The sequence below is a fragment of the Deltaproteobacteria bacterium genome (assembly GCA_016875395.1).
Taxonomy (GTDB): domain Bacteria; phylum Myxococcota_A; class UBA9160; order UBA9160; family UBA6930; genus VGRF01.
Genome location: VGRF01000001.1, coordinates 83,119 through 107,578 on the forward strand (window position 1 = coordinate 83,119; position 24,460 = coordinate 107,578).

Sequence of the window (24,460 nt, forward strand, 5' to 3'; positions counted from 1 at the left end):
TCTACGAGGACTTACATTTCGCGTGCAATGTAAATCGCCACCGCTCGCTCAGAAGCCCGGCAGCCCCGGGCAGTGCTTGCCCGCGGTCCAGCCCCCGTCGACCGCGAGCTCGGCGCCCGTGATGCGGCGCGCCTCGTCGGAGAGCAGGAAGCAGATCGCGGGGGTGATGTCGTCGATCGCGACGGCGCCGGGCACGCCGCCTTCGCGCAGCACCGGCGGGGGCAAGTGGCGCAGGTAGCGCTGCACGTCGATCTGGGCGGCGAACGGTGCGCTCATCGCGGGGTTGCCCGACGACGGACACAGGCAGTTCACGCGAATGTCGTCGCGGCCGAGCTCGATCGCGGCGCTCTTCGTGAAGCCGCGCGCGCCCCACTTGCTCGCGGTGTAGGCAGCGACGCTGTTCATGCCGGCGAGCGCCTCGATCGAGGTCACGTTCACGATCGCGCCGCCGCCCGCGGCGCGCAGCGCGGGCACGACGGCCTTCGTGCCGAGCATCGTCCCTAACAAGTTGATTCGCAGCACGCGCTCCATCTGCTCCGCCGGCGTGTGCTCGAGCGCGCCCATCCAGAGCACGCCCGCGTTGTTCACGAGACCATCGAGGCGCCCGAACGCGGCGAGCGCGCTCGCGATCGCGCGCTGCCAACTCGACTCCGATGCGACGTCGAGCGCGACGAAGTGAGCGCTCGCGCCGAGACTCGTGGCGACGGCGCGACCGCGCTCTTCCTGCACGTCCGCGACCACCGCGCGCCCGCCCTCCGCGACGATGCGCCGCACCGCGCCTTCACCCGTGCCCTGCGCCGCGCCGGTCACCAACACGACTTTCCCTGCGAGCCGCCCACTCATGACGCACCTCCATGGAGCGGACGAGATTGGCACGCGCCGTACACGGAATGCCGGGCGCGGCGCCGTGCGAAGCGCCGTCTTCGCCGCGCGACTCTCGTTCTAACCCCGCGAAGGCGCAGGGATTCCCGCGGGCGTGGCGCTCCGGCACGCGCCTTGCGCTGGCAGCCGGCGAACCTCGAAGGAGGCCGCCATGCCGAGCGCCCTGCAGGAAACCCTCTCGCCCCGCAACCTGCCGAACGCCTTCACCGCGACGCGTCTCGCACTCGTGCCGGTGTTGTTGCTGCTCGCCGCCGCAGACCTGCCGGAAGCGTTCGTCGCGCTGCTCGCGATCGCGTTCGCGACCGACGCGATCGACGGCTGGCTCGCGCGCCGCTTCCGGCTCGAGAGCCCGCTCGGTGCGAAGCTCGACTCGCGCGCCGACATGGCGCTGTGGCTGATGCTGCCCGTCGCGACCTGGTTGTTACGGCCCGACATCGTGCGCGCCGAGATCGCGTCGATCGCGGTGCTGCTCGCGAGCCTCGCGCTGCCGCTCTGCGCGGGCCTCGCGAAGTTCGGCCGCGTCCCGAGCTATCACACGTGGCTCGCGAAGGGCACGGCGATCGTGCTCGCCGGCGCGCTGCTCTCGGTCTATCTCGCCGGCCCGATCTGGCCGCTGCACCTCGCCACCGCGCTGGCCGTGCTGTGCGCGATCGAAGAAGTCGCGATCACGCTGCTGCTCCCGGAGCTGCGTGCGGACGTGCGCACCTGGCGCGCCGCGCTGCGGATTCGCGAGGGGAGCCGGTCGTGAAGTCGTGCGCTGCACTCTGCAGCCCCAGCCGAACACGTCACGCGACCCGCAGCACGACGCCCTCGGCGGCGTCCAGCTCCACGCACGCGAGATCACGCGGCAACGCGGCGCCGTGACGCGAGTGCAGGCCGTAGAGCGGGACGCCGCGGCCGAGCGCGAAGCCGATCGACTCGTCGCGGAAATTGAGCGCGACGACGAAGCGTGCGCCGCCGAGCGTGCGCTCGAACGCGAACACGTCGTGCGGCGCGTCGAGCGCGCGCATCTCGCCGCGCGAGAGGGCCGGGTGCGCGCCGCGCAGAGCGATCAGCGCGCGGTAGAAGCTCAGCAGTGAGCCCGCGTCCTCGCGCTGGGTCTCGACGTTGCGATGAGTCGAGTCGTAATGGACGGGAAGCCACGGCTCGCGGTTCGAGAAGCCCGCGTACGGCGTCGCGTCCCACTGCATCGGGGTGCGCTCGGGGTCGCGCGTGGCGCTCGGGTGGAGCGTGAACGCGACGGGATCGCGCAGCTGCTCGGGGTGGATGTAGACGCAGCGCATCCCGATCTCTTCGCCGTAGTAGAGAAACGGCGTGCCGCGCACGAGCACGAGCAGCATCGCGGCGACGCGCATGCGCGCCTCGCCGAGCTCCTCGTGCGCGTAGCGCGTCGCGTGCCGGTGGACATCGTGGTTCGAGAGCACCTGATTCGGCCAACCCTGCGGCGGGACGAGCGACTGGAAGCGCATCACCTCGCGCTTGAAGTGCTCGCCCGACCACTCGCGCCCCAGCAGCGAGAAGTTGAAGCCCTGATGCAGCTCGTCGCCTGCGCCGTAGTAGAGCGCGACGCGGGCGGGATCCATCAGGAACACCTCGCCGATCAGCACGCGCTCGTCGTACTCGTCGACCAACGCGCGCATGCGGCGATACATCGCGTGCGAGTCGGGGTGGTCCTCGTCGTAGAGGTGGATCTGTCCGCCGAAGCCGGCGTCGCTGCTGCCTTCCACGCGCGGATTCGAGCGCAGCGCGGGGTCCTTCGCGATGCGGTGCGCGACGTCGATGCGGAAGCCGTCGACGCCGCGGTCGAGCCAGAAGAGCAGCACGCCGTGCATCGCGCGCTCGAGCTCGGCATTGCGCCAATTCAGCTCGGGCTGCTCCCTCAGGAACGAGTGCAGGTAGTACTGCCCCGTCTCCGCGTCCCACTCCCAGGCCGAGCCGCCGAAGTGGGAGACCCAGTTGTTAGGCGGTCCGCCGTCCGGCGCAGCATCGCGCCACACGTACCAGTCGCGCTTCGGATTCGTGCGGCTGCTGCGCGACTCGCGGAACCACGCGTGCTGGTCCGACGAGTGATTCGGCACGAAGTCGAGAATCACGCGGATGCCGCGCGCGTGAGCGTCCCCGAGCAAGCGATCGAAGTCGGCGAGCGAGCCGAACAGCGGGTCGACGTCGCAGTAGTCGGCGACATCGTAGCCGAAGTCCTTCATCGGCGACGTGAAGAACGGGGAGATCCAGATGCCGTCGACGCCGAGCCACGCGAGGTGATCGAGGTGCTGGCGGATGCCCTCGAGGTCGCCGACGCCGTCGCCGTTCGAGTCGCCGTAGGAGCGCGGATAGACCTGATAAATCACGCCATCGCGCCACCACAGGCGCCGCTCGCTCTCGCGGCGCGCAAGCGGTCTCGAATGCGGCGCGCTCATCGCCCCTCCAGCGCGCCCCGATCTTCGTGCGCCAGCTCGATGCTGTGCGCGAGCTGCACCGGCGTGATCGAGACGACGCCGCGCTTCGCGGCCACGACGTCAGCGCGCTTCAGGCTCGCGTCGCTGCGCCGCACCATCCCGCCGAACTCGTGGAAGTAGACCCCCGGCGTGCGCTCGTAGAAGACGCGGTCGTAGCCGACGCGCCCGAGCTCGGTGACCTCGCGCGGCGTCTCGGGCCCTGCGCCGAATGCGAAGTTCACGTTCAGCAGGTCCGCGCCGCGCGGAATGCCGCGCTTCAGCACGACCTCACAGATTTGCGCCGACAGCTCCGCGCCGCGCGTCCAGCCAGCCTCTGCCGCGGCCGTGCGCGCATGCTCCGCCCAGCCGTCGTGCCCCTCGAGCACGCCCGCCGAGAGCGCGATCGCCGGCAGCCCCGCGATCCAGCCCTCGGTCGCGCCGCCCACCGTCCCGCTCGACATGAAGAACGCGAGACCATGGTTGAAGCCGAGGTTGATCCCCGACACGACCAGCTGCGGCGCTTCTCCGAACAGCGTGTGCACCCCGAGCTGCGTGCAGTCCGCCGGGCAGCCACTCGTGCGCCAGATCTCACAACCGTCGCGATCCGCCCGCTCGACGCGCACATCCTCCCAGCGCGTGATCGCCTTCGCGATCCAGCTCCGCTCCCGATCCGGCACCACCGCCCGCACCTGCCCCAACGACGACAACGCCCGAACCAAAGGCACCAAAGACGGCGACGAATACCCATCGTCATTCGTCACGAGAATGAAACCCACGCAAAACCTCCCGCCCGCCGCGCACCGTACCAACGAAAATCTCCGTCGGATTTCGATCCAAACCCGCGCCAATCAGAACCCTCAGAAAGCGCGGGAGGCGCGGCTCAAAGCCGCGCCGATCCGCGCCCACCCAGGAGACAGCCGCTCCAAAGTGCCGCACGCCGAGGAGCAGCAGGCGCGGGGCCGCAGCGGGGGTCGCGGAGCGAGCGCCCAGGCGCGAGGCGCGCTCACACTCGGATGACCCGCGAAGCAGCTGGATGTCGGCAGGGCAAAGCCTGACGCGCCCGCGCGGCCGAGCGCAGCCGAGCCCCCGCGGAGGGCCCGCGCCAGCGGCGGCGCAACGACCGAGAGCACTCCCGCGAGCGCGCGCGAAGCGCCGCGCACACCCGCCCCGATCAAGCCTCCCCGGACAGCAGCGCCCGCCCGACAACCTTCAGCTCGAGGATCGGCTTCACGCCTTCGAAGATCGGGAGCACCTGCGCATCCACGACGTAGCGGCTGATCGGATACTCCTCGGCGTAGCCCCACCCGCCGTGCATCAGCTGCCCCTGCTGCGACACCTCGACCGCGATGTCGCATGCCAGCAGCTTCGATTGCGCCGCGATTGGCGCGGCCTTGCGCTCGTCCGCGTCCATCGCGACCGCCGCGGCGTAGGTGATCGCGCGCGCCGCGAGCAGCTTCGCCGCCATGCGGCCGAGCGTGTACTGCGTGAGCTGGAACTCGGAGATGGCGTGCCCGAATTGATTGCGGCCCGCGACGTACTTCGCGGTCTCCTCGAGCGCCGCCTGCGCGAGCCCGCACGCGCGCCCGCCAGTCTGCAAGCGCCCCGCCGCGAAGCCCGCCATCTGCAGATAGAAGCCGCGGCCGAGGCCCTGCTCGCCGCCGACGAGATTCGCCGCCGGCACGAAGTAGTTCTCGATGCCGAGCGTGAACGAGTGCATGCCGCGGTAGCCCGGCGTCGCGTCGGCTTTGCCGGTGAGCTTGCCGCCCGCGGGCTGCACCATTTCGAACGCATGACCCGCGAAGCGGCTCTTCGGGACGATGAAGAGCGAGAGCCCGCGCGCCGCCTTCGCCGGATCCGGATCCGTGCGCGCGAGCAGCGCGAGCACGTCGGCGCGGCCGGCGAACGTGCACCACGCCTTCGGTCCGTTGATCAGCCAGCCGTCTTGGCCGCCGGCGCTGCCGCGGGTTGCGCGGCACTTCACGCCCGCGACGTCGCTGCCGATGTCGGGCTCCGTCACCGACACGCCCACGAGCGTCTCGCCCGACGCGAGCTTCGGCAGCCAGTGCCTCTTCTGCTCCTCGGTGCCGCCCTGGAGCAGCGCCTTGGTGAGAATCTCGGGGCGAGTGATTAGGGAGCCGGCGGCGGCGAGCGAGGCGCGCGAGAGCTCCTCGGTGGTGAGGATCATCGCGAGGTTGCCGAGCTCGTGGCCGCCGTACTCCTCGGGGATCGAGAGCCCGAAGTAGCCCAGCTCGCTCATCTTCGAGATGAACGCGTCCGGGATGTCTTCGTCGCGCCGATGGATGCGCTCCGCGTGCGGAACCACCTCCTGCGCGGCGAACTCGCGCACCGAGGCGCGCACCTGCTCGAGCGTCTCGTCGAGCGGCGGCTCGGTGCGGCCCTTCGCAGCGATCGCGTGGGCGCCGATCGCACGCACGCGCGCCTCGCTCGCGAGCGCGCGCAGCATGCTGCGGACGTCGGCGGGGAACGCGGAGTCGAGCGCCGCATCGAGGTCGAGCTCGGCGGCCGAGGGCTCGAGGCGATTGCGCGCGGCCACGACGAGCTCGGCGATCGCGGCGCCGGCCGCGAGCTCGAGCGCATCGCTGCTGCGGCCCTCGGCGCGCAGCGACTTCACGAGTGCAAGCGTCTCGCTGGCAGTGCGCACTTCGGTCGCGGCGTAGGCGACGCGCTCGGTCAGCACCTGCCGGTCGTCGATCCGCTTGCCCTGATCCGTCAGCGTTCGCGCGCGGTCGAGCGCCGGCCCGATCAGGCTCAGACCGGCACCCTCCGCCGCCTCCATGGCCGCAAGCCCCAGATTTCCAACCCCCGACACGTTCGCCAGGCCCATTTTTTGTGATTCCTCTCACAACTTTGCGCAAAGAACGACGTACGATAGCTGCGCCTTGCCGGCGGTTCGCCGGAAGTGACTACACAAAAGTGAGGAGAGGAAATGTCCAAGGGTTCGCTTCGCTTCCTGGTGGGAGCGACGCTGGTTGGTTCGCTTCTGGTGTTCAGTGCCTGCGGTGGTGGTGAAGAGGCGGCTCCGGCTGCGGACGCGGCGGCCGACGCTGCTGCTGCGGCTGGCGACGCGGTCGGCGACGCGACGGCCGAGGCCGTTGACGCGACGGCCGATGCGGCGGCGGATGCCGGCGCTGCGGTCGAAGGCGCGGTCGATGCGGCCGGTGATGCGGCGGCGGCTGGTGACGCGGCAGCCGATGCGGCAGCTGGCGCTGCGGCAGACGCTGCGGCGGCGGTGACCGACGCGGTCGAGTAAGCCTCGATCAGTTCGCTGAGGGGCGTCGTCGCGCGAGCGGCGGCGCCCCTTCTGTTTGCGCGCGCGGCGAGTTGTTAGGCGCGCAGCAGCTCGAGCAGCCGCTCCACGAGTGCCGGGCTCCCGAACACGAGCCCGATGCCCTTGCCGCCAGGCCCCGGCGCGAGCGTCTCGCAGCGGCCGCCGGCCTCGGGCACGAGCGCCTGCGTCGCCGCCGCGTCCCACGGGTTGAGGTTCACGTCGACCATCGCGCCGACGCCCCCTCCGATCACGAGCGCATGACCGAACGCGTCGGTGTAGCCGCGCAGCATGCGCGTGCTCTCGGCGAGCCGCGTCCACCCGCGCTTCATCCCGAACAGCTCGAACGCGAACGGGTCGCCGTGCGAGACGAGCGCGCGCGCGAGCTCCGTTTCCTGCGAGCAGCGCACGCTCGCGCCGTTGCGCCGCACGCCGCCGCCGCGGTGCCCAGAGGTGCGCTCGCCGAGCGAGGGCAGATCGATCAGTCCGAGCACGGGCGCGCCTTCGTCCACGAGTGCGATCAGCGTTCCGTAGAGCGGGAGGCCGCGCGAGAACGAGATCGTCCCGTCGATCGGGTCGACGATCCAGCCGCGCTGACCCGTTTCGCCGCCGTACTCCTCGCCGAGGATCGGCAGCTCGCGGTCGAAGCTCGCGAGCACCTCGCGGATCGCGCGCTCGGCGGCGCGGTCGGCCTCCGTGACGGGCGAGCCGTCGCGCTTGGTCTCGACCGCGACGTTGCGGAAGCGCGGCAGGATCTCGCGGCGGGCAGCATCGGCCGCGGCTTCGGCGCAGCGCAGCGCCTGCGCGAGATCGAGGCGCGGCATCGCGCTACTGCAGATCCGCGAGCGGCGCGGCGGTGACCTCGTAGTTCGCTTCCGCCGGGATCACCATCATCTTCACGCCGCCGCGCTCCTCGACCTGCGGCAGCACCGTCACCACGGGCTCGCTGCGCGCCGCCGCGATCGCCGCCGCGACCGAGTTGTTACGGCCGAGCTTTCGGACCTGCATGAACGTGGGGAAGATGATCGTGCGCCGGCCGGCGGCGCGTTCGGCCGCGGCGTCTTCGGGGCGCGTCCACACCGAGTCCACCGACTCGCCGCCGTCGTGCACCGCGGGCTGATCGGGCGGCGCCGCAACGAGGTAGAAGTGCGTGTCGAAGCGCTTCGGCATGAACACGGGCGTGATCCAGTGCGCGAAATGCACGAGCAGGTCGTTCGCGAGACGCAGGTCCTCCGCCTCCACGACCTCGCGCATCGTTCGCTTGCCCTCGTTCAGCGCAGCGCGGTGGCGATCCTCGATGCCCTTCAGCTGCGCGCCGGGCACGAGCTCGCGGCTGCCCGCGGGCCGCGCGAGCAGCACGCCGCACTCCTCGAAGGTCTCGCGGATCGCGGCGACGTGAAGCGAGCGCAGCGCGTCGCTCACGGGCACGTCGAGGCGCGCTGCGAGCGCGGGGTCCGAGTCCGCGTCGTCCACCTTGCCGCCCGGAAACACCATCGCGCCCGTGGCGAAGTCGATCTGATGGTGGCGCTGCACCATGAACACTTCGAGGCCACTCGCGCCGTCGCGCACGAGCAGGATCGTTGCGGAGGCTTTCGGCTCGGCGGGCGCTTTCATGCGGGCTCCGATGTAAAGAGGAGCGATGGTGGCCGCGCACGGATTGCATGTCGAGACGCACGGAGCGGGGCCTTCGCTCGTGCTCGCGCACGGCTTCGGCGGCAGCGCGCGCAACTGGCGCCCGCAGCTGCGAGCGCTGAAGGACGCGTTCGCGGTGACGGTGTACGACGCGCGTGGCCACGCGCGCAGCGCAAACGTCGCGCGCGCGAGCCAGGCCCGCGCGGAGGCGGTGGTCGCAGACTTCGCGGCCGTCGCGGATGGCGCGAGCGCGGCGCCGCTCGTCGCGGGCGGGCTCTCGATGGGCGCTGCGACCGCGCTGCGCTTCGCGCTCGCGCATCCAGAGCGCGTGCGCGCGCTCGTGCTGATGGCGCCGCCCGCGGGCCCCGCTTCGGGGCGCGGCGTCTCCGCGAGCGCGCTCGCGTTCGCGGACGCGATCGAGCGCGACGGGCTCGAAGCCGCGGGCGCGCGCTTCGCGTGGGGCCCGAACGCCGGTCTCGACGCGCAGGCCGCCGCCTGGGTGCGCACCGGATTCCTCGAGCACGACGCGCAGTCGCTCGCGCACCTGTTGCGGGAGTATCTCGCGCAGCTCGAGACGCCCGCCGAGCTGGCGAACTCGCTCGCGCTCCTCGATGTCCCCGCGCTCGTGGTCGTGGGCACGAACGACGCCGCATCGTTGCCCACAGCGCGCGGGCTCGCCGCGGCGCTGCCCAATGCGCGCCTCGCCGTCGTGCCCGAGGCGGGCCACGTCGTGAATCTCGCGCAGCCCGAGCGAGTGAACGCCGCGCTGCGCGAGTTCCTCGCCAGCCTCGCCTAGCTCCGGCTCGCGTTCTCGATCGCGCGCCAGCGAAACGGTGAGGCGAGCTGCGCCCAATAGGTCTGCGGGAATGCGCCGAGGTTGGGGATGCCGATCTCCTCGGGCGGCTTGCGATCGCGCGGCCAGAAGAAAGTGCCGAACACGAGATCCCACAGGATCAAGTTCGAGCCGTAGTTGGTGTTCGCCTCGCGCAGGTCCTTCGCGTGATGCCAGCGATGCAGCTCGGCCATCGAGAACACGTAGTTGAGTGGCCCGAGCGAGAGGCGCACGTTCGAGTGCTGCAGGTAGCCGAACACCGAGGTGAAGAGCGCGAACAGGGCCTGCACGGGCGCGGGGCAGCCGAGCGCGACGAGTGGGATCAGCCCTGCGGTCGTGTCGACCACGATGTCGAGGGGATGGAAGCGCGCGGCGTTCAGGAAGTAGAGGCGCGGTGCGCTGTGATGCGTGGCGTGGAGACGCCAGAGCGGAGCCCACTCGTGGGAGAGGCGGTGGCTCCAGTACTGGAAGAGCTCCGCGACCACGAGGGCGAGCGGAAGCTGGGCGAGCAGGGGCCAGCTGTTAGGCCACAGCTGCGCGGTGCCGAGCGGGGCGAGCGCTGCGGCGAGCGGCGCCAGCAGCGGAGGCACGAGCTGCAGCGTCGCGAACGAGGCCGCAGTCACGGAGACGACGTGCGCGAGATCGACGGCGACGTCGCGATGCGAGCGCTGCCACGAGGAGAGGTGCGGCCAGAGGCGCTCCGCGACGAGCACGACGAGCGCGCTCGCGAGGAGCACGACTGCGGGCTGGCCGCCGCGCGTGACGACCGCCTCGCCCGCGACGAGCGCCGCGCCGAGCACGACCGGGAAGAACAGCAGCTCGACCGCGCGATTCATCTCCGCTGGCACCTCTTTCCGTGAACGCGCGATCGTATCGCGCGATGCAGATCGTTCCGCTCATCTCCGCAGACGCGATTCGCGCGCGCATCGCCGAGCTCGCGGCGCAGCTCGCGCGCGACTACGCGCACGCGCCGCTCACGCTCGTGTGCATCCTCGAAGGCGCGCGGCGCTTCACGGATGCGCTGGCTATCGAGCTCGCGAAGCAGCGCGTCGCGCCCGAGCGCGTCGACGTGCGCGTGCGGCGCACACAGGGCACGCGGCTCGAGCCCGTTGCGATCGAGCGATTCGATCCCGAGGCGCTCGCGGACCGCGAAGTGATCGTGCTCGACGACATCGCGGACGAAGGCGCGACGCTGCGCGCGGTGCTCGACATCGCCGCGCTCGGCGAGCCGCGCTCGCTGCGCAGCGCCGTGCTCGTCGACAAGCGCGAGCGCCGCGTGGCCGCGGTGAAGCCCGACTACGCGGGCTTCACGGTCGAGTCCGGCTGGGTCGTCGGCTTCGGGATGGACCTCGACGGCGCGTACCGCGAGCTCGACTTCATCGGCGTGCTCGAGGACGACCGCTTCTAGGCGGACGCGTCGCCGAGCTCGCGCAGGCGGCGGAACGGGTAGATCCCGCTGCCGTGGCCGTCGCTCCACTCGATCTGGATCGCGTAGCGGCCGACCCCCGCGATCTTCAACGGATGCACGTCGGCGGGCACGGCGTTCGCGTCGAGGCGCTGCTCGTGGGTCCACTCGTCGACGCACTGCGCACAGCCGCAGGCGAGCCGCAGCGCGCGCACGTCGATGACGCTCTCGGCGCCGTCCGCCCAGGTGACGCCGAGCGTGCGCGGCCCGCGCTGCTCGATTTTCGTCGGAGTCGTCGCGAGTGTGGGCGCTGCGTCGGACATGCGAGCACGATAGCTTGCGCGCCCCTATGACAGACCCGACTCGCGACTCGAACGCAATCGCAATTCTCGGCGGAACCGGCGACCAAGGCCTCGGCCTCGCGCTGCGCTTCGCCGCTGCCGGCCGGCCCGTGCGCATCGGCTCGCGCAAAGAGGGCCGCGCGCTCGCGGCGGCGGAAGAAGTGCGCGCGAAGGTGCCCGGCGCAGTTGTTACGGGCCACGAGAACGCCGACGCGACGCGCCGTGCCGAGATCGTGATTCTCTCGGTGCCGTTCGAGCACACCGCCGGGACCATCAAGGGCCTCGGCGACGCGCTGAAGCCGGGCCACATCGTCGTCTCGATGGGCGTGCCGCTCGCCACCGCGATCGGCGACGGCCCGGTGCGCATGATCGGTGTGTGGCAGGGCTCGTGCGCGGAGCTGGTCGACACGCTCGTGCCCGACGGCGTCGCCACGGTCTCGGCGTTTCAGAACGTCGCCGCGCACCGCCTCCAGCACATGCCCGATCCGGTCGAGTGCGACGTGATCATCTCCGGCGAGAAGGGGCCGCGCGAGCGCGTCAGCGAGCTGTGCAAGCTGATTCCCGGGATGCGCGCGGTGAACGGCGGGCCGCTCGCGAACGCGCGCTACGTCGAAGGCTGGACCGCGCTGCTGATCGGGCTCAACGTGCGATACAAGGTGCCGGAAGGCATGGGCTTCCGGCTGACCGGCCTCCCCGAGTGAGCACGGTCCGCGCGCTCGCGCAGGCGAACTTCGCGCGACATCTGGAGGCGAACGCGTATCCCGGACGCGGCCTCGTGTTGGGGCGCGCGGAGTCCGGCGACGCGTGGCTCCAGGTCTACTGGATCATGGGCCGCAGCGAGAACAGCCGGAACCGCGTGTTCGTCGCGGACGGCGGTGAGCTGCGCACCGACGCAGCGAATCCCGCGCTCGTGAAGGACCCGTCGCTCATCATCTACGAGGCGATGCTCGAGCTGCCGGGCGTCTACCTCGTGAGCAACGGCGACCAGACGCGCACCCTCGCGGACGTGATGGAGAGCGGCGGCCGCTTCGAGGACGCGCTCGAGATGCGCGAGCGCGAGCCGGACGCGCCGAACTACACGCCGCGCATTTCGGGGATGCTCGACCTGCGCCTCGGCGAGCCGGTGCTCGCGCTCTCGATCCTGCGTGCAAACGCCGCCGACCCTGCGCTGACCGATCGCAGCACGTTTCGCCCCGCGCCGCCGCCGCCGGGCTTCGGCCTCGGGCTCACGACTTATCAGGGTGACGGGAATCCGCTGCCGGCCTTTCAGGGCGACCCGCTCTGGCTGCCGTGCGCGGGAAGTGCGCAAGACGTTGCCGACGCTTACTGGGCGGCGATCGATCGAGAGAACCGCGTCGCGCTCGCAGTGAAGTCGATCCACCGCGACGGGCGCAGCGAGATCGCGCTTCGGAATCGCTTCGCGCGCTCCTGATCGGCCTCTCTCTCCGCCGCATCGCGTCGAAACGCCGCGACGCTCTGCGTCAAGCGAGGAAATTCGCGGAGTTACGAGCCCATCCTTCTTGCGGGCAGGTGGAGGTCCCGAGTTTCCGCGTGATCGTCGTCACGGAAGGTGTTCGACCTCCAGGTTTTGTGGTGGTGGACCGATTGAAGCACCACATCTTGTGGAAAATTCCTTGACTCGATCTCTGCGCGCGAGCTAGAACGGCTCCACGGGGATGAAGTCTCTCCGGCGGCCTGGGGGTAAACAGGCGGTTGCCGGAGGGATGGGATCTGAGGTGGGAAGGAGGACCTGCCCAGATTCGGGGGCCCCGGGGCAACCCGGGGCCCCTCTCGTCTCTCGGCGGTGCGAAGCGAGCGGCGGCGCAGCGCGACGGGAAGCAACGTACAAGCGGCTTGGAGTGGACGGTGAGCGACATCGAGCGAGACACGAACGCGGGAGATCACGCAACGTCGGGCGCGGCGAAGCGGAGCCGTACACGCGCGCAGCGTCCCGCCGGTCTCACGATGCAGCGCTTCTTCACGAAGCCCGGCGTGCACCCGTTCGACGAGGTCGCCTGGGAGCTGCGCTCCGCGACGATCGCGAACGAGCGCGGCGAGACGATCTTCGAGCAGCGCGATGTCGAGATTCCCGCGTCGTGGTCGCAGCTCGCGACGAACGTGGTCGTGTCGAAGTATTTCCGTGGCCACATCGGCACGCCCGAGAGCGAGCGCAGCGTGAAGCAGCTGATCGGCCGCGTCGTGAACAAGATTCACGAGTGGGGCGTGCAGGGCGGCTACTTCGCCACCCCCGAGGACGGCGAGATCTTCAAGGACGAGCTCTCGCATCTGCTCGTGACGCAGAAGATGGCGTTCAACAGCCCGGTCTGGTTCAACCTCGGCGTCGTCGGCACGCCGCAGCAGGCGAGCGCGTGCTTCATCAACTCCGTCGCGGATACGATGGAGTCGATCATGGACCTCGCGAAGACCGAGGCCATGTTGTTCAAGGGCGGCTCGGGCACGGGCTCGAACCTCTCGAAGATTCGCTCCTCGAAGGAGAAGCTCGCGGGCGGCGGCACGGCCTCGGGGCCCGTCTCGTTCATGCGCGGCTTCGACTCGTTCGCCGGCGTCGTGAAGTCCGGCGGCAAGACGCGGCGCGCGGCGAAGATGGTGATCCTCAACGTCGATCACCCGGACATCCGCGAGTTCATCCACAGCAAGGCGGATGAAGAGAAGAAGGCGTGGTCGCTGATCGACGCCGGCTACGACGGCGGCTTCAACGTGCCCGGCGGTGCCTACGACTCCGTGTTCTTCCAGAATGCGAATCACTCGGTGCGCGTGACCGACGACTTCATGCGCGCCGCGCTCGATGATCGCCAGTGGCAGACGCGCGCCGTAACGACCGGCGAAGTCGTCGACACGTTCAAGGCGAAAGAGCTGCTGAAAGAGATCTCGGAGGCCGCGCACGTCTGCGGCGATCCGGGCATGCAGTACGACACGACGATCAACCGCTGGAATCCGGTCAAGGTCTCGGGCCGCATCAACTCGAGCAATCCGTGCTCCGAGTACATGTTCCTCGACGACACGGCCTGCAATCTCGCGAGCCTCAACCTGATGCGCTTCGTCGACGAAGCGGGTCGCTTCGAAGTCGCAGCGTTCCGGCGCGCAGCGGCGCTCACGATCCTCGCGCAAGAGATTCTGGTCGACTTCGCGGATTACCCGACTCCGCAGATCGCGAAGAACAGCCACCTCTACCGCCCGCTCGGCCTCGGCTACGCGAACCTCGGCGCGCTGCTGATGAGCCAGGGCCTCCCGTACGACAGCGACGAGGGCCGCAACGTCTCGGCCGCGATCACGTCGCTGATGTGCGGCGAGGCGTATCGCATGAGCGCGGAGATTGCGGGCGCGATGGGCCCCTTCCCGCACTACAAGCAGAACCGCGCGCCGTTCCTCGAAGTGATCGGCATGCACAAGCACGCGGCGGAGTCGGTGCCGTCCTCCGGAGTGCAGACGGATCTCTGGAAGGCCTCGCGCGACGCGTGGTCGCAGGCGCTCGAGCTGGGCACGAAGCACGGATACAAGAACGGTCAAGTCACGGTGCTCGCGCCCACTGGCACGATCGCATTCATGATGGACTGCGACACGACCGGTGTAGAGCCGGACATCGCGCTCGTGAAGTACAAGAAGCTGGTCGGCGGCGGCCTACTCAAGATCGTTAACAACACCGTGCCGATGGCGCTGAGCAAGCTCGGTTACGGCGAGAAGCAGATCAGTGACATCGTCGCCTACATCGACGAGCGCGAGACGATCGAGGGTGCGCCGCACGTGCGCGACGAGAACCTCGCGGTGTTCGACTGCGCGTTCCGAGCGACCAACGGTAAGCGCTCGATTCACTGGAAGGGTCACATCCGGATGATGGGTGCGGTGCAGCCGTTCCTGTCGGGCGCGATCAGCAAGACAGTGAATCTGCCCAACGAGGCGACGGCGGACGACCTTCGCGACGCCTATGTCGAGGGCTGGAGGCTCGGGCTGAAGGCGCTCGCGGTCTACCGCGACGGCAGCAAGCGCACGCAGCCGCTCAACGCCGGCAAGGACGAGGAGAAGAAGAGCAACGTCATCGACCTGCGCGAGCGCCGCGCCGTGCGCGTGAAGCTGCCCGACACGCGGGACTCGGTGACGCACAAGTTCTCGATCGCGGGCCACGAGGGCTACCTCACCGTCGGCCTCTACGCCGACGGCAAGCCCGGCGAGATCTTCCTGCGCATGGCGAAGGAAGGCAGCACGATCTCGGGCCTGATGGACACGATCGCGACCATGACGTCGATCGCGCTCCAGTACGGCGTGCCGCTGAAGGCGCTGACGGACAAGTTCAGTCACACGCGCTTCGAGCCGGCCGGCTTCACGAACAACCCCGAGATTCCGATGGCGAAGTCAGTCACTGACTACGTCTTCCGGTACCTCGCGAATCGCTTCCTGCAGGAGGAAGTGATCGCGACCGACGAGCAAGAGACCGAAGCGGAGCCGACCGGGCTCGCGGAGATTCGGCGCGTCGCGATCGCGGGCGGCTCGGTGGATCGCGCGAAGGGCGAGCGCTCGACCTTCGTGAATCAGGCGGATGCACCTACTTGCACGGAGTGCGGAACCATTACGGTGCGCAACGGCGCGTGCTATAAGTGTCCTAACTGCGGAGCCACGAGCGGTTGTAGCTGATGACGCAGTGGCTTTGATCTAGTGGCGCCTCGAGCTGGGGGGGTGAGAGGCGTCGCGAAGCGCGGAGTCAGGTCGAGGGGCCTGGCTCCGCGCTTCTACTTCGGGCTCGCGTCTCGTGCGCTGCTGTTGTCAGGCATCGCGCTTGCCTCGCTGGCGTGCATCGACGTGAGCATCCCGCTCTTCGCGAGCGGCGGCGCCCTCGAAGAGCGCGTGCTCGACGGAGAGCGCGGGCCGAAGATTCTGCTCGTCGACGTGAGCGGGCCGCTCGGCCTGCGCTCCACGAGCGGGTTGTTGGGTCTGTCGCAGAGCGAGAGCGCGGTGTCGCGCCTGCGCGAAGAGCTCGAGCGCGCCGAGCGCGACGACGAAATCGCGGCGCTCGTCCTGCGCATCGACAGCCCCGGCGGCACCGTGATCGCGAGCGAGATCCTCTACCGCGAGCTGATGCGCCACAAGCGCGCGACCGGAAGGCCCGTGGTCGCGCAGTTGATGGGGATCGCGGCGTCGGGCGGGTACTACGTTGCGATGAGCGCGGACCGCGTGCAGGCGTATCCGTCGACGATCACCGGCTCGATCGGCGTGATCATGCTCGGCTTCAACGCGAGCGGCCTGATGGAGAAGGTCGGCGTGGACTACCAGACCTTCACGACGGGCTCGTTCAAGGACGCCGGCTCGCCATTTCGCCCGATGAGCGACGCCGAGCGCGCTCAGATCCAGAGCGTGGTGACGGACCTGTTCGCGAGCTTCCTCGAGGTCGTCGAGAAGGGACGCCCTGCGCTTTCGCGCGCGGGCGTCGAGCAGCTCGCCGACGGCCGCATCTTCTCCGGCAAGCAAGCCCTGGGCGCCGGGCTCATCGACTCGCTCGGAGACCTCGAGAGCGCGATCGAGGCGGCCAAGACCGCAGCGCGGGTGGATGGGGACGCGCGCGTCGTGATCTACCGCCGGCGGGGCGAGCGCGCGGAGAATCTCTTCTCGGTGCAGGCGCCAGTCACCGGCGACGGCGCCGCGGCTCAGCTGCGCGGCGCGCTGGCAGAGTCGAGCTTTCTCTACTGGTGGCCCGGCGCCGCGAACGGCGCCCTCGTGCAGGGCGCGCTCGGCGCAACGGGCGCCTCGCCGGCGCCGTAACAACTACGCCGGCTTGCGCCCGCGCACGCCGGTCGCGCAGCGCGTTCTGTCGCGGGCGCCCCGCGCCCGTCAACGGGCTGCGCGCGCGATCAGTAGACCCAGCGCCCGCCCTGGAAGCGGAAGATCTCGGTCACCGCGGTGGTCGCGACGACCTTGCAGTCCGAGCCGCCGCCCGCGGCGCACTGGTGCTCCTGGTAGCGGAGCAGCCCCACGTAGGGAGCGGCTGCGCTGCCGGTCGGCTTCAGCTCGATCTTGAAGTCGTCGCCGTAGCCGCGGTACGCGCCGCCCGAGGCCTGCTTCTTCTCGTGCGCCTCGGCGGCCGCCATCTTCTTCATCCAGTCGCTCGCGAAGCTCTGAAAAGCGGCCTCCGCGTTCGCCGCGCCCGGATCACTCGGCGCGATCTTGGCCGGCTCGCCGGCGAACGCCGCAGCGGACCACGCGAACACGCCCAACATCAGTAGTCGACCCACGCTCTTCATCGCTCGCCTCCGTTTCCGGCTCGCTGCGGTGAGCGGCCGCACCATCCGTTTCGGCGGCGGCGAGAGCGCGCGTGTGACCGATCGCACACGCGCGTGGCGACACATCTCCGTGACGCGAACGTGAAGGTCCGAGGAAGCTGCGCGGCGACGCCTGCTCAGCGCGCTCGGCTGCCGATAGATTGCGCGCATGCCGAGTACGATTCTGGTCGTCGAAGACGAGCCCGATCTGGCCGAGCTCGTGCGCTTCCACCTGAGTCAGGCGGGCTTCGCGGTCGAAGTTGCACATTCAGGGAGTGCTGGGCTGACTTCGATCCGCCGCGCGCGGCCCGCACTCGTCGTGCTCGACCTGATGCTCCCAGACTTGTCAGGCACCGAGGTCTGTCGCGAGGTGCGCGGCGATCCCAAGCTGCGCGACCTCCCCATCCTGATGCTGACTGCGCGTGCCGACGAGGTGGACCGTGTGGTCGGCTTCGAGCTCGGCGCGGACGATTACGTGACGAAGCCGTTCAGCCCGCGCGAGCTCGTGCTGCGCGTGCGCGCCATTCTGCGCCGCGCCGAAGGCGAGGCGGAGCCTGCCGCGGTGCTCCGCCGCGGCGCACTGCAGCTCGATGCCGAGCGGCATCGCTGTACGGTCGACGGCGCCGCCGTCGATCTCACGGCGAAAGAGTTCCGCCTGCTCGAAGTGCTGATGTCGCGGCCGGGCCACGTGATGACGCGCCAGCGCCTGCTCGACGACGTCTGGGGCTCCGACATCACCGTCACCGAGCGCACGATCGACACGCACCTGAAGCGCCTGCGCGAGAAGCTCGGCGGCGCGGGCGACTTGATCGAGACCGTGCGCGGCGTCGGATACCGTCTCGCGGACTAGAACCCATCTCAGAATTCCGGACCGAGCCCGGCGCGCGGACTTGGCCGGCTGGCGAGGCGCGCGAGCGAAGGCGTATCCGTGGATACTTCGAGCGAAGCGCAACGAAGCCAGACGGACAAAGACGCGCGCCAGGCGACGGGAGGAATTCTGAGATGGGTTCTAAGGGCGGGTTCCGCATGCGCGCGCGATTCATCGCGGGAGTCGTGGCGATCGCGTTCGCTGCATGGCTTGCGGGCGAGGCGGCGCACGGCCTCGCGGCGCCGCTGCGGGCGCTCGTGGTGTTAGGGGCCGCGCTCGGGCTCGGCGCGCTGCTCGTGCACGCCCACGTTCGCCGCCTCGAAGAAGTGCGCGGCGCGCTCGACGCAGTGCTTGCGGGCGCACCGCGCGCGCGCATCGAGCGCTCGAGCAGCGGCGCGATCGGCGCGCTCTCGCGCGCGGTGGATGCGGTGGGCGCCGCGCTGCGCGTGCGTGACGCATCGGCCGCAGCAGCGCGCGAACGCCTCGAAGCCGTGCTCGACGCGATGGTTGAGGGCGTGCTCGTGCTCGGCCCCGACGGCCGCGTGCAGCTCGCCAACGCGCGCCTGCGCGAGCTGTTCAGCGTGTGGGGCGAAGTCGCGGGCCGCACGCCGCTCGAAGTGATCCGCCGCGCGGACGTGGACGAGCTGTTAGGGCTCGCGGGGCGAACGAGTGAGCCCGTCGCGCTCGACCTCGCGCTCGGCGACGACGGCTCGCTCGAAGTCCACGCGCGCCGCTTCCCCGCGCAGGGAGAGAGGCAAGGCGTCGTCGCCGTCTTTCACGACGTGAGCGAGATCCGGCGGCTCGAGAGCCACCGCCGCGAGTTCGTGGCGAACGTTTCGCACGAGCTGCGCACGCCGCTCACCGCGATTCAAGGCTATGCGGAGACGCTCGCTGCGAACGACCTCGAGCCCGAGCGGCGCAAGCAGTACGTCGAGACGATCACGCGCAACGCCGAGCGGCTGCGCGCGCTGATCGAGGATCTGCTCGAGCTCGCGCGCGTGGAAGGCGGGAAGCGCACGCTCGCGCCGGAGGCGATCGATGCCAGCGCGTTCATCGCCGCGCTGCTGCGCGAGCTGCGCCCGCGGCTCGAGGCGCGGAGGCTTGCGGCTTCCTGCGTGGGCGCCGCTCAGGTGCTCGCCGATCGCCGCGCACTCGAGCAGATCGTGCAGAACCTGCTCGACAACGCGGTCAAGTACACGGAGCCCGGCGGCCGCATCGAGGTGCGCCTTTCGCGCGATGGCGCGCGCGCGCGCATCGAGGTCGCGGACACGGGCATCGGCATTCCCGAGCGCGACCGCGCGCGCGTCTTCGAGCGCTTCTACCGCGTCGACAAGGCGCGCTCGCGCGATCTCGGCGGCACCGGCCTCGGGCTCTCGATCGTGAAGCACCTCGCCCAAGCGATGGACGGCGACATCTTCGTCACCTCCGCCGAAGGCCAAGGCTCCACGTTCACGGTGACGTTGCCCGCGGCTTGACGGCGCGCGGACCGCCGCGATGTCACGAACTCGTCACACGCTCGCCTCCGTGTGGCGCTTCTCGCTCCTTATGGTGCGCTCGAGCTCACCGAGCGTTCACACAAGGAGCAAACTCCGTGAAGAAGTCCGTCCGCTGGATTCTGTTCGCATGCGCCGCATGGTTCGCTGCGACGCCCGCTCTCGCCGCCGACGACGCGGTGATCGCCGAGGTGCTCGCGATCTTGAAGGAGCGCGGCATCGTCGACGACGCAAAGCACGCAGAGCTCGTCGCGAAGAACAAAGAGTACGAAGCGAAGCAGTCGTCGCTGCTGAGCCGCGTGATCTGGACCGGCGACTTCCGCGCGCGCCTCGAGAACTATTGGTTCGACGAAGACGCGCTCGGCGGCGAAGACGACAACCGCCACCGCGCGCGCTACCGGCTGCGCCTCGGTGCGGCGGTTCCCGTGAACGAGTGGCTGACCGCGGGCTTCCGACTCGCGTCCGGCGAGACCGAGAACCGCAGCACGAACCGCACGCTCGGCGCGGGCGACGACTTCGATCGCGACACGTTCTCGCTCGACGAGGCGTACGTGCAGCTGAAGCTGCCGATCGACGTGGGCAGCACCACGGTCGTGTTCGGCAAGCAGAGCAACCCGTTCGTCTGGAAGAACGGCAAGGACTACATGACTTGGGACAACGACTACAGCCCCGAGGGCTTGTCGCTGCGCTGGACGATGCAGCCCTCGTCCTCCGTGAATCTGTTCGGCAATGCCGGCTACTTCATCATCGACGAGAACGGCAGCGCGAAGGACCCGCACTTCTTCGGGCTCCAAGGCGGCGCACACGTGCAAGCCGCGGAAAAGGTCGCAGTGGGCGGCCGCGCGACGTGGTTCAGCTACGGCTCGCTCAACACCGCGTTCTTCACGCGCCACAACGCCTTCGGCAACGTCGGCCTCTCCGACAACTCCGACGGCAGCATCAGCCAGCTCGAGCTGAGCGCCTACGCGAAGTCGACGCACGTGGCCGAGTGGCCCGTGCTGCTCCACGCGCACTTCACGAAGAACCTCGACGCGGTCTCGCTGCCCGGCGAGGGCAAGCAGGACACGGGCTGGGGCGTCGCGCTCGAAGTGGGCGACGCGAAGCAGCTCGCGCTGCTCGGCGTCGGCTACTACGCGCTCGAGGCCGACTTCTCGCCCGCGCTCTACACCGACAGCGACCTCACGGACGGCTTCACGAACCGCGAGGGCTGGGCGTTCTACGCGACGCGCCAAGTGCTCTCGAACACCGAGCTCACGCTCGAGCTGTTCATGTCGGACGCGCTCGAGAAGTCCTCGCCGCTGTTCAACACCTCGATCGCCGACAGCGAGCGCTTCCGCTTGCGCACCGACGTGGTGGTGAAGTTCTGAGCGGCGCGTCTCGCTCGGCGTTCGTCACAGAAACGTCACCAAGCGCCCATCGCCCCGCCGCGCCGCGTGCGTAGGGTCGTCACACACAATGAAACAGAGGAAACACGAGATGAAGACTCTCCCGTTCGTTCTCGCCCTCGGCATCGCGGCAGGGATCGCCGCACCCGCAGCGGCGCGAGACCAGATCCGCATCGTGGGCTCGTCCACCGTCTATCCCTTCTCGACCGCGGTCGCGGAGCAGTTCGGCCGCCGCGGCAAGTTCAAGACGCCAGTCGTCGAGAGCACCGGCACCGGCGGTGGCATCAAGCTATTTTGCTCGGGCGTGGGCGATCAGACGCCCGACATCGCGAACGCCTCGCGGCGCATGAAGGACACGGAGCTCGCGAGCTGTCAGGCCGCTGGCGTGAAGGAAGTCGTCGAGGTGAAGATCGGCTACGACGGCATCGTGATCGCCAACGCGAAGAAGGCGAAGCCGGTCGCGCTGAAGAAGCAGCACATCTTCCTCGCGCTCGCGAAGCAGGTGCCGAAGGACGGCAAGCTCGTCGCGAACCCGTACAAGAAGTGGAGCGAGATCGATCCATCGCTGCCCGCGATCAAGATCGAGGTGCTCGGGCCGCCGCCGACTTCGGGAACGCGCGACGCGTTCGTGGAGCTGGCGATGGAGGGTGGGGCGAAGACCTTCCCGATGCTGGCCGCGCTCAAGGAGAAGGACGAGAACGCCTTCAAGGCCGCCGCTCACGCAATCCGCGAAGACGGCCACTACGTCGAGGCGGGCGAGAACGACAACCTGATCGTGCAGAAGCTCGTCGCCAACCCGAATGCGTTCGGCGTGTTCGGGTACTCGTTCCTCGAGGAGAACACGGACAAGGTGCGCGGCAACGCGGTCGACGGCGTCGCGCCGAGCTTCGATGCGATCGCGGACGGGAAGTACGGGATCTCCCGCGCACTCTTTTTCTACGTGAAGAAGGCCCACGTCGGGAAGGTGCCCGGCCTGAAGGAGTTCATCGCGGCGTTCATGAGCCCCGCGGCGGCCTCCGAGGACGGCTATCTCGCCGACAAGGGCCTGATCCCGCTCGCAGCGGCGGAGCGCGCGGCGGTGGTGAAGAGCGCGACGGCGCTCACGGCCTTCGCGCTGAAGTAGGCTCGCGCCGGCACGGCGTGCTCCGACGCGCCGGAACCTGCTCATGCTGTTCCCCGCACTCGCAACGATCGCCGCACTGGCAGCGCTCGCCTTCTGGCTCGGCCGGGGGCGGGCGCTCGCCGTTTCTCTCGCCGAGGGCCGGCTGCGCGCGCGGCCGAATTATTACGGTGGCTACGTCGCGCTCTGGGCCGCGCTGCCCGCGCTCGCGGCGACGATCGCAGCCGCGCTGTTCGCGCCTGCTGCGCGCGGCGCGCTGCTCGCGGCGCTGCTCGCCGCCGGGCTCGCCGGCGCGTTCTTCGCGCGCCGCCGCGTCACCGCGGCGCTCAACGCGCGCGTGCCGGTGGAGCGCGCGACGCGCATCGCGCTCGGCGCGAGCTCGCTGGTCGCGATCCTCACCACCGTCGGCATCATCGCCTCGCTGCTGTTCGAGGCGTGGCGCTTCTTCGAGCGCGTGCCGATGAGCGAGTTCCTGTTCGGTTTGCAGTGGAGCCCGCAGACCGCGATTCGCGAAGACCAGGTCGGCTCGTCCGGCGCCTTCGGCGCGGTGCCGGTCTTTGCGGGCACGCTGCTGATCACGCTGATCGCGATGAGCGTCGCCGCGCCGATCGGCCTGCTCAGCGCGATCTACCTCGCCGAGTACGCGCGACCGCGAGTGCGTGCGCTCGTGAAGCCGCTGCTCGAAGTGCTCGCCGGCATTCCCACCGTCGTCTACGGATTCTTCGCCGCGCTCACGGTCGCGCCCGCGGTGCGCGGCTTCGGCGAGCGCATCGGGCTCGACATCGCGTCGGAGAGCGCGCTCGCGGCCGGCGGCGTGATGGGCGTGATGATCATTCCCTTCGTGTCGTCGCTGTCGGACGACGTGATTCGCGCGGTTCCGCAGTCGCTGCGGGAGGCTTCGCTCGGCCTCGGCGCAACGCCGAGCGAGACGATTCGCCGCGTCGTGTTCCCCGCCGCGCTGCCCGGCATCGTCGGCGCGCTCTTGCTCGCGGTCTCGCGCGCGGTGGGCGAGACGATGATCGTGGTGATGGCGGCGGGCCTCGCCGCGAACCTCACCGCGAACCCGCTCGAAGCCGTCACGACCGTCACGGTGCAGATCGTGACGCTGCTCGTGGGCGATCAGGAGTTCGACAGCGCGAAGACGCTCGCCGCGTTCGCGCTCGGCCTCGCGCTGTTCCTCGTGACGCTCGTGCTGAACGTGATCGCGCTCGAAGTGGTGCGCCGCTACCGGGAGCAATATGAGTGACGCGAAGCGCGCGCTGCTGAAGAAGCGCTACGCCGCCGAGCGCCGCTTCCGGCGCGTCGGCCTCGCGGCCGTGGGCGTCGCGCTGACCGCCCTCGCGGTGCTCCTCGGCAGCATCGTGTGGCAGGGCGTGCCCGCCTTCACGGAGCACCGCGTTCGGCTCGAGGTCGTGCTCGACGAGGCCGAGATCGATCCGGATGGCTCACGCGACCCGGAGCTGCTCGCCGAGGCGAACTGGGCGGGCCTCCTGAAGAGCGCGCTGCAGGCGCACTTCCCCGAAGTCGAGAGCCGAAGCGAGAAGCGCGAGCTTGCGGAGCTGCTCAGCAGCGGCGCTGCCTACGACCTCGCGGACCGCGTGCTCGCGAACCCGAAGCTGATCGGCACGACGACCTCGCTCGAAGCGCTGCTCTCGGACGACGCGAGCCTCGCGCTGCGCGGCGAGATCGATCGCGACGTGCCGGAAGAGGAGCGCGTGCTCAGCGACGCGCAGCTCGCGTGGCTCGACTCGCTCGCGGAGCGCGGCCTCGCGCGCGAAGCGTTCGCCGCGCGCCTGCTGACATCCGGCGACAGCCGCGAGCCCGAGCTCGCGGGCATTCTCGGCGCCGCAGCCGGCTCGTTCTGGACGCTGCTCGTCACGCTCGCGCTCTCGTTCCCGCTCGGCGTCGCCGCGGCGCTCTACCTCGAGGAGCTCGCGCCGAAGAATCGCTGGACCGACCTGATCGAGGTCAACATCAACAACCTCGCCGCGGTGCCGTCGATCGTGTTCGGCTTGTTAGGCCTCGCGGTCTTCCTCGGCTGGTTCGGGCTGCAGGGTTCGGCGCCACTCGTGGGCGGGATGGTGCTCGCGCTGATGACGCTGCCCACCGTGATCATCGCCGCGCGCGCAGCGATTCGCGCGGTGCCGCCGTCGATCCGCGAGGCGGCGCTCGGCGTCGGCGCCTCGCAGCTGCAGACCGTGTTTCATCACGTGCTGCCGCTCGCACTGCCCGGAGTGCTCACCGGCACGATCCTCGGCATGGCGCGCGCGCTCGGTGAGACTGCGCCGCTGCTCATGATCGGCATGGTCGCGTTCATCGTGGACGTTCCGGCTGGCCCGCTCGATCCCGCGTCCGCGTTGCCCGTGCAGATCTTCCTGTGGGCCGACAGCCCGGAGCGCGCGTTCGTGGCGCGTACGTCGGCGGCCATTCTCGTTCTGCTCACGTTCCTCGTGCTAATGAACCTCGCGGCGGTGCTGCTCCGCAGCCGCTTCGAACGCCGCTGGTGAGCCGGAGC

The 24,460-nt window shown here is 69.8% G+C and carries 23 protein-coding genes; 14 read left to right on the forward strand and 9 right to left on the reverse strand.

Annotated elements, in window-relative coordinates; genetic code table 11:
• Positions 1-48 precede the first annotated feature (48 nt).
• On the reverse strand, positions 49-843 hold the full coding sequence (locus FJ091_00465; protein ID MBM4381815.1) for an SDR family oxidoreductase: 795 nt from the start codon (positions 841-843) through the stop codon (positions 49-51).
• A 190-nt stretch (positions 844-1,033) separates the two neighbouring features.
• On the opposite strand from FJ091_00465, the gene FJ091_00470 reads away from it, so the two are divergent.
• On the forward strand, positions 1,034-1,630 hold the full coding sequence (locus FJ091_00470; GenBank protein ID MBM4381816.1) for a CDP-alcohol phosphatidyltransferase family protein: 597 nt from the start codon (positions 1,034-1,036) through the stop codon (positions 1,628-1,630).
• A gap of 37 nt (positions 1,631-1,667) precedes the next feature.
• Here FJ091_00470 and FJ091_00475 read toward each other — a convergent pair whose 3' ends face one another.
• The 3 genes from FJ091_00475 to FJ091_00485 form a co-directional block, all read right to left on the reverse strand.
• A complete protein-coding gene (locus tag FJ091_00475) occupies positions 1,668-3,299 on the reverse strand; it encodes a DUF3459 domain-containing protein (protein ID MBM4381817.1) in 1,632 nt (543 codons plus the stop codon).
• On the reverse strand, positions 3,296-4,093 hold the full coding sequence (gene surE, locus FJ091_00480) for a 5'/3'-nucleotidase SurE (protein ID MBM4381818.1): 798 nt from the start codon (positions 4,091-4,093) through the stop codon (positions 3,296-3,298). Before surE ends, FJ091_00475 begins: the two co-directional genes overlap by 4 nt.
• Positions 4,094-4,488: 395 nt before the next feature.
• Positions 4,489-6,162: an acyl-CoA/acyl-ACP dehydrogenase gene (locus FJ091_00485; protein MBM4381819.1), complete on the reverse strand. Its 1,674-nt coding sequence runs from the start codon at positions 6,160-6,162 to the stop codon at positions 4,489-4,491.
• Positions 6,163-6,264: 102 nt separating this feature from the next.
• On the opposite strand from FJ091_00485, the gene FJ091_00490 reads away from it, so the two are divergent.
• Complete coding sequence (locus FJ091_00490; GenBank protein ID MBM4381820.1) at positions 6,265-6,588, forward strand: hypothetical protein; 324 nt, start codon at positions 6,265-6,267, stop codon at positions 6,586-6,588.
• Between the two features lie 74 nt (positions 6,589-6,662).
• Here the strand turns inward: FJ091_00490 and FJ091_00495 are convergent, their stop codons facing one another.
• Together FJ091_00495 and FJ091_00500 are read right to left on the reverse strand one after the other, a co-directional pair.
• Complete coding sequence (locus tag FJ091_00495) at positions 6,663-7,427, reverse strand: histidinol-phosphatase (GenBank protein MBM4381821.1); 765 nt, start codon at positions 7,425-7,427, stop codon at positions 6,663-6,665.
• Positions 7,428-7,431: 4 nt separating this feature from the next.
• Positions 7,432-8,217, reverse strand: coding sequence for an NUDIX hydrolase (locus tag FJ091_00500; protein MBM4381822.1), 786 nt, complete (start codon positions 8,215-8,217; stop codon positions 7,432-7,434).
• A 28-nt stretch (positions 8,218-8,245) separates the two neighbouring features.
• On the opposite strand from FJ091_00500, the gene FJ091_00505 reads away from it, so the two are divergent.
• Positions 8,246-9,031, forward strand: coding sequence for an alpha/beta fold hydrolase (locus FJ091_00505; protein ID MBM4381823.1), 786 nt, complete (start codon positions 8,246-8,248; stop codon positions 9,029-9,031).
• On the opposite strand, the gene FJ091_00510 is transcribed toward FJ091_00505, so the two are convergent.
• On the reverse strand, positions 9,028-9,903 hold the full coding sequence (locus FJ091_00510; protein ID MBM4381824.1) for a sterol desaturase family protein: 876 nt from the start codon (positions 9,901-9,903) through the stop codon (positions 9,028-9,030). The two genes, FJ091_00505 and FJ091_00510, sit on opposite strands and share 4 nt — an antisense overlap.
• Before the next feature lie 44 nt (positions 9,904-9,947).
• Between FJ091_00510 and FJ091_00515 the strand changes: the two genes are divergently transcribed.
• On the forward strand, positions 9,948-10,475 hold the full coding sequence (locus tag FJ091_00515; GenBank protein ID MBM4381825.1) for a hypothetical protein: 528 nt from the start codon (positions 9,948-9,950) through the stop codon (positions 10,473-10,475).
• Here the strand turns inward: FJ091_00515 and FJ091_00520 are convergent.
• Positions 10,472-10,795 carry a DUF971 domain-containing protein gene (locus FJ091_00520; protein ID MBM4381826.1) on the reverse strand — a complete coding sequence of 108 codons (324 nt, stop codon included), beginning with the start codon at positions 10,793-10,795 and terminating at the stop codon, positions 10,472-10,474. The two genes, FJ091_00515 and FJ091_00520, sit on opposite strands and share 4 nt — an antisense overlap.
• A gap of 26 nt (positions 10,796-10,821) precedes the next feature.
• Between FJ091_00520 and npdG the strand changes: the two genes are divergently transcribed.
• The 4 genes from npdG to sppA all read left to right on the forward strand — a co-directional run bounded on the left by npdG (position 10,822) and on the right by sppA (position 16,582).
• On the forward strand, positions 10,822-11,514 hold the full coding sequence (gene npdG, locus FJ091_00525) for an NADPH-dependent F420 reductase (protein MBM4381827.1): 693 nt from the start codon (positions 10,822-10,824) through the stop codon (positions 11,512-11,514).
• Entirely contained in the window at positions 11,511-12,245 is a 735-nt protein-coding gene (locus FJ091_00530; GenBank protein ID MBM4381828.1) for an inosine monophosphate cyclohydrolase, read from the forward strand. Before npdG ends, FJ091_00530 begins: the two co-directional genes overlap by 4 nt.
• Positions 12,246-12,688: 443 nt before the next feature.
• Entirely contained in the window at positions 12,689-15,460 is a 2,772-nt protein-coding gene (locus FJ091_00535; protein ID MBM4381829.1) for a vitamin B12-dependent ribonucleotide reductase, read from the forward strand.
• 42 nt (positions 15,461-15,502) lie between these two features.
• Entirely contained in the window at positions 15,503-16,582 is a 1,080-nt protein-coding gene (sppA, locus tag FJ091_00540) for a signal peptide peptidase SppA (GenBank protein MBM4381830.1), read from the forward strand.
• Positions 16,583-16,671: 89 nt separating this feature from the next.
• Here sppA and FJ091_00545 read toward each other — a convergent pair whose 3' ends face one another.
• Positions 16,672-17,061 carry a hypothetical protein gene (locus FJ091_00545; GenBank protein MBM4381831.1) on the reverse strand — a complete coding sequence of 130 codons (390 nt, stop codon included), beginning with the start codon at positions 17,059-17,061 and terminating at the stop codon, positions 16,672-16,674.
• A gap of 187 nt (positions 17,062-17,248) precedes the next feature.
• Here FJ091_00545 and FJ091_00550 point away from each other — a divergent pair, with 187 nt between their 5' ends.
• The 6 genes from FJ091_00550 to pstA all read left to right on the forward strand — a co-directional run bounded on the left by FJ091_00550 (position 17,249) and on the right by pstA (position 24,452).
• The gene (locus FJ091_00550) at positions 17,249-17,929 is read left to right on the forward strand and encodes a winged helix-turn-helix domain-containing protein (GenBank protein MBM4381832.1); all 681 of its coding nucleotides are present in this window, start codon (positions 17,249-17,251) and stop codon (positions 17,927-17,929) included.
• A 176-nt stretch (positions 17,930-18,105) separates the two neighbouring features.
• The gene (locus FJ091_00555) at positions 18,106-19,422 is read left to right on the forward strand and encodes a PAS domain-containing protein (protein MBM4381833.1); all 1,317 of its coding nucleotides are present in this window, start codon (positions 18,106-18,108) and stop codon (positions 19,420-19,422) included.
• A gap of 116 nt (positions 19,423-19,538) precedes the next feature.
• A complete protein-coding gene (locus FJ091_00560) occupies positions 19,539-20,807 on the forward strand; it encodes a putative porin (protein ID MBM4381834.1) in 1,269 nt (422 codons plus the stop codon).
• A gap of 109 nt (positions 20,808-20,916) precedes the next feature.
• Positions 20,917-21,948 carry a PstS family phosphate ABC transporter substrate-binding protein gene (locus tag FJ091_00565; GenBank protein ID MBM4381835.1) on the forward strand — a complete coding sequence of 344 codons (1,032 nt, stop codon included), beginning with the start codon at positions 20,917-20,919 and terminating at the stop codon, positions 21,946-21,948.
• 43 nt (positions 21,949-21,991) lie between these two features.
• Entirely contained in the window at positions 21,992-23,191 is a 1,200-nt protein-coding gene (pstC, locus tag FJ091_00570) for a phosphate ABC transporter permease subunit PstC (protein ID MBM4381836.1), read from the forward strand.
• On the forward strand, positions 23,184-24,452 hold the full coding sequence (gene pstA / locus FJ091_00575) for a phosphate ABC transporter permease PstA (GenBank protein MBM4381837.1): 1,269 nt from the start codon (positions 23,184-23,186) through the stop codon (positions 24,450-24,452). Before pstC ends, pstA begins: the two co-directional genes overlap by 8 nt.
• The last annotated feature ends 8 nt before the right edge of the window (positions 24,453-24,460 follow it).

What these genes read in the sequence shown, in the direction of transcription:
- FJ091_00465 (MBM4381815.1), bottom strand. Translation starts at nt 843, where the DNA reads ATGAGTGGGCGGCTCGCAGGGAAAGTCGTGTTGGTGACCGGCGCGGCG.
- FJ091_00470 (MBM4381816.1), top strand. Translation starts at nt 1,034, where the DNA reads ATGCCGAGCGCCCTGCAGGAAACCCTCTCGCCCCGCAACCTGCCGAAC.
- FJ091_00475 (MBM4381817.1), bottom strand. Translation starts at nt 3,299, where the DNA reads ATGAGCGCGCCGCATTCGAGACCGCTTGCGCGCCGCGAGAGCGAGCGG.
- FJ091_00485 (MBM4381819.1), bottom strand. Translation starts at nt 6,162, where the DNA reads ATGGGCCTGGCGAACGTGTCGGGGGTTGGAAATCTGGGGCTTGCGGCC.
- FJ091_00490 (MBM4381820.1), top strand. Translation starts at nt 6,265, where the DNA reads ATGTCCAAGGGTTCGCTTCGCTTCCTGGTGGGAGCGACGCTGGTTGGT.
- FJ091_00495 (MBM4381821.1), bottom strand. Translation starts at nt 7,427, where the DNA reads ATGCCGCGCCTCGATCTCGCGCAGGCGCTGCGCTGCGCCGAAGCCGCG.
- FJ091_00500 (MBM4381822.1), bottom strand. Translation starts at nt 8,217, where the DNA reads ATGAAAGCGCCCGCCGAGCCGAAAGCCTCCGCAACGATCCTGCTCGTG.
- FJ091_00510 (MBM4381824.1), bottom strand. Translation starts at nt 9,903, where the DNA reads ATGAATCGCGCGGTCGAGCTGCTGTTCTTCCCGGTCGTGCTCGGCGCG.
- FJ091_00515 (MBM4381825.1), top strand. Translation starts at nt 9,948, where the DNA reads ATGCAGATCGTTCCGCTCATCTCCGCAGACGCGATTCGCGCGCGCATC.
- FJ091_00520 (MBM4381826.1), bottom strand. Translation starts at nt 10,795, where the DNA reads ATGTCCGACGCAGCGCCCACACTCGCGACGACTCCGACGAAAATCGAG.
- npdG (MBM4381827.1), top strand. Translation starts at nt 10,822, where the DNA reads ATGACAGACCCGACTCGCGACTCGAACGCAATCGCAATTCTCGGCGGA.
- FJ091_00545 (MBM4381831.1), bottom strand. Translation starts at nt 17,061, where the DNA reads ATGAAGAGCGTGGGTCGACTACTGATGTTGGGCGTGTTCGCGTGGTCC.
- FJ091_00550 (MBM4381832.1), top strand. Translation starts at nt 17,249, where the DNA reads ATGCCGAGTACGATTCTGGTCGTCGAAGACGAGCCCGATCTGGCCGAG.
- FJ091_00555 (MBM4381833.1), top strand. Translation starts at nt 18,106, where the DNA reads ATGCGCGCGCGATTCATCGCGGGAGTCGTGGCGATCGCGTTCGCTGCA.
- FJ091_00565 (MBM4381835.1), top strand. Translation starts at nt 20,917, where the DNA reads ATGAAGACTCTCCCGTTCGTTCTCGCCCTCGGCATCGCGGCAGGGATC.
- pstC (MBM4381836.1), top strand. Translation starts at nt 21,992, where the DNA reads ATGCTGTTCCCCGCACTCGCAACGATCGCCGCACTGGCAGCGCTCGCC.
- pstA (MBM4381837.1), top strand. Translation starts at nt 23,184, where the DNA reads ATGAGTGACGCGAAGCGCGCGCTGCTGAAGAAGCGCTACGCCGCCGAG.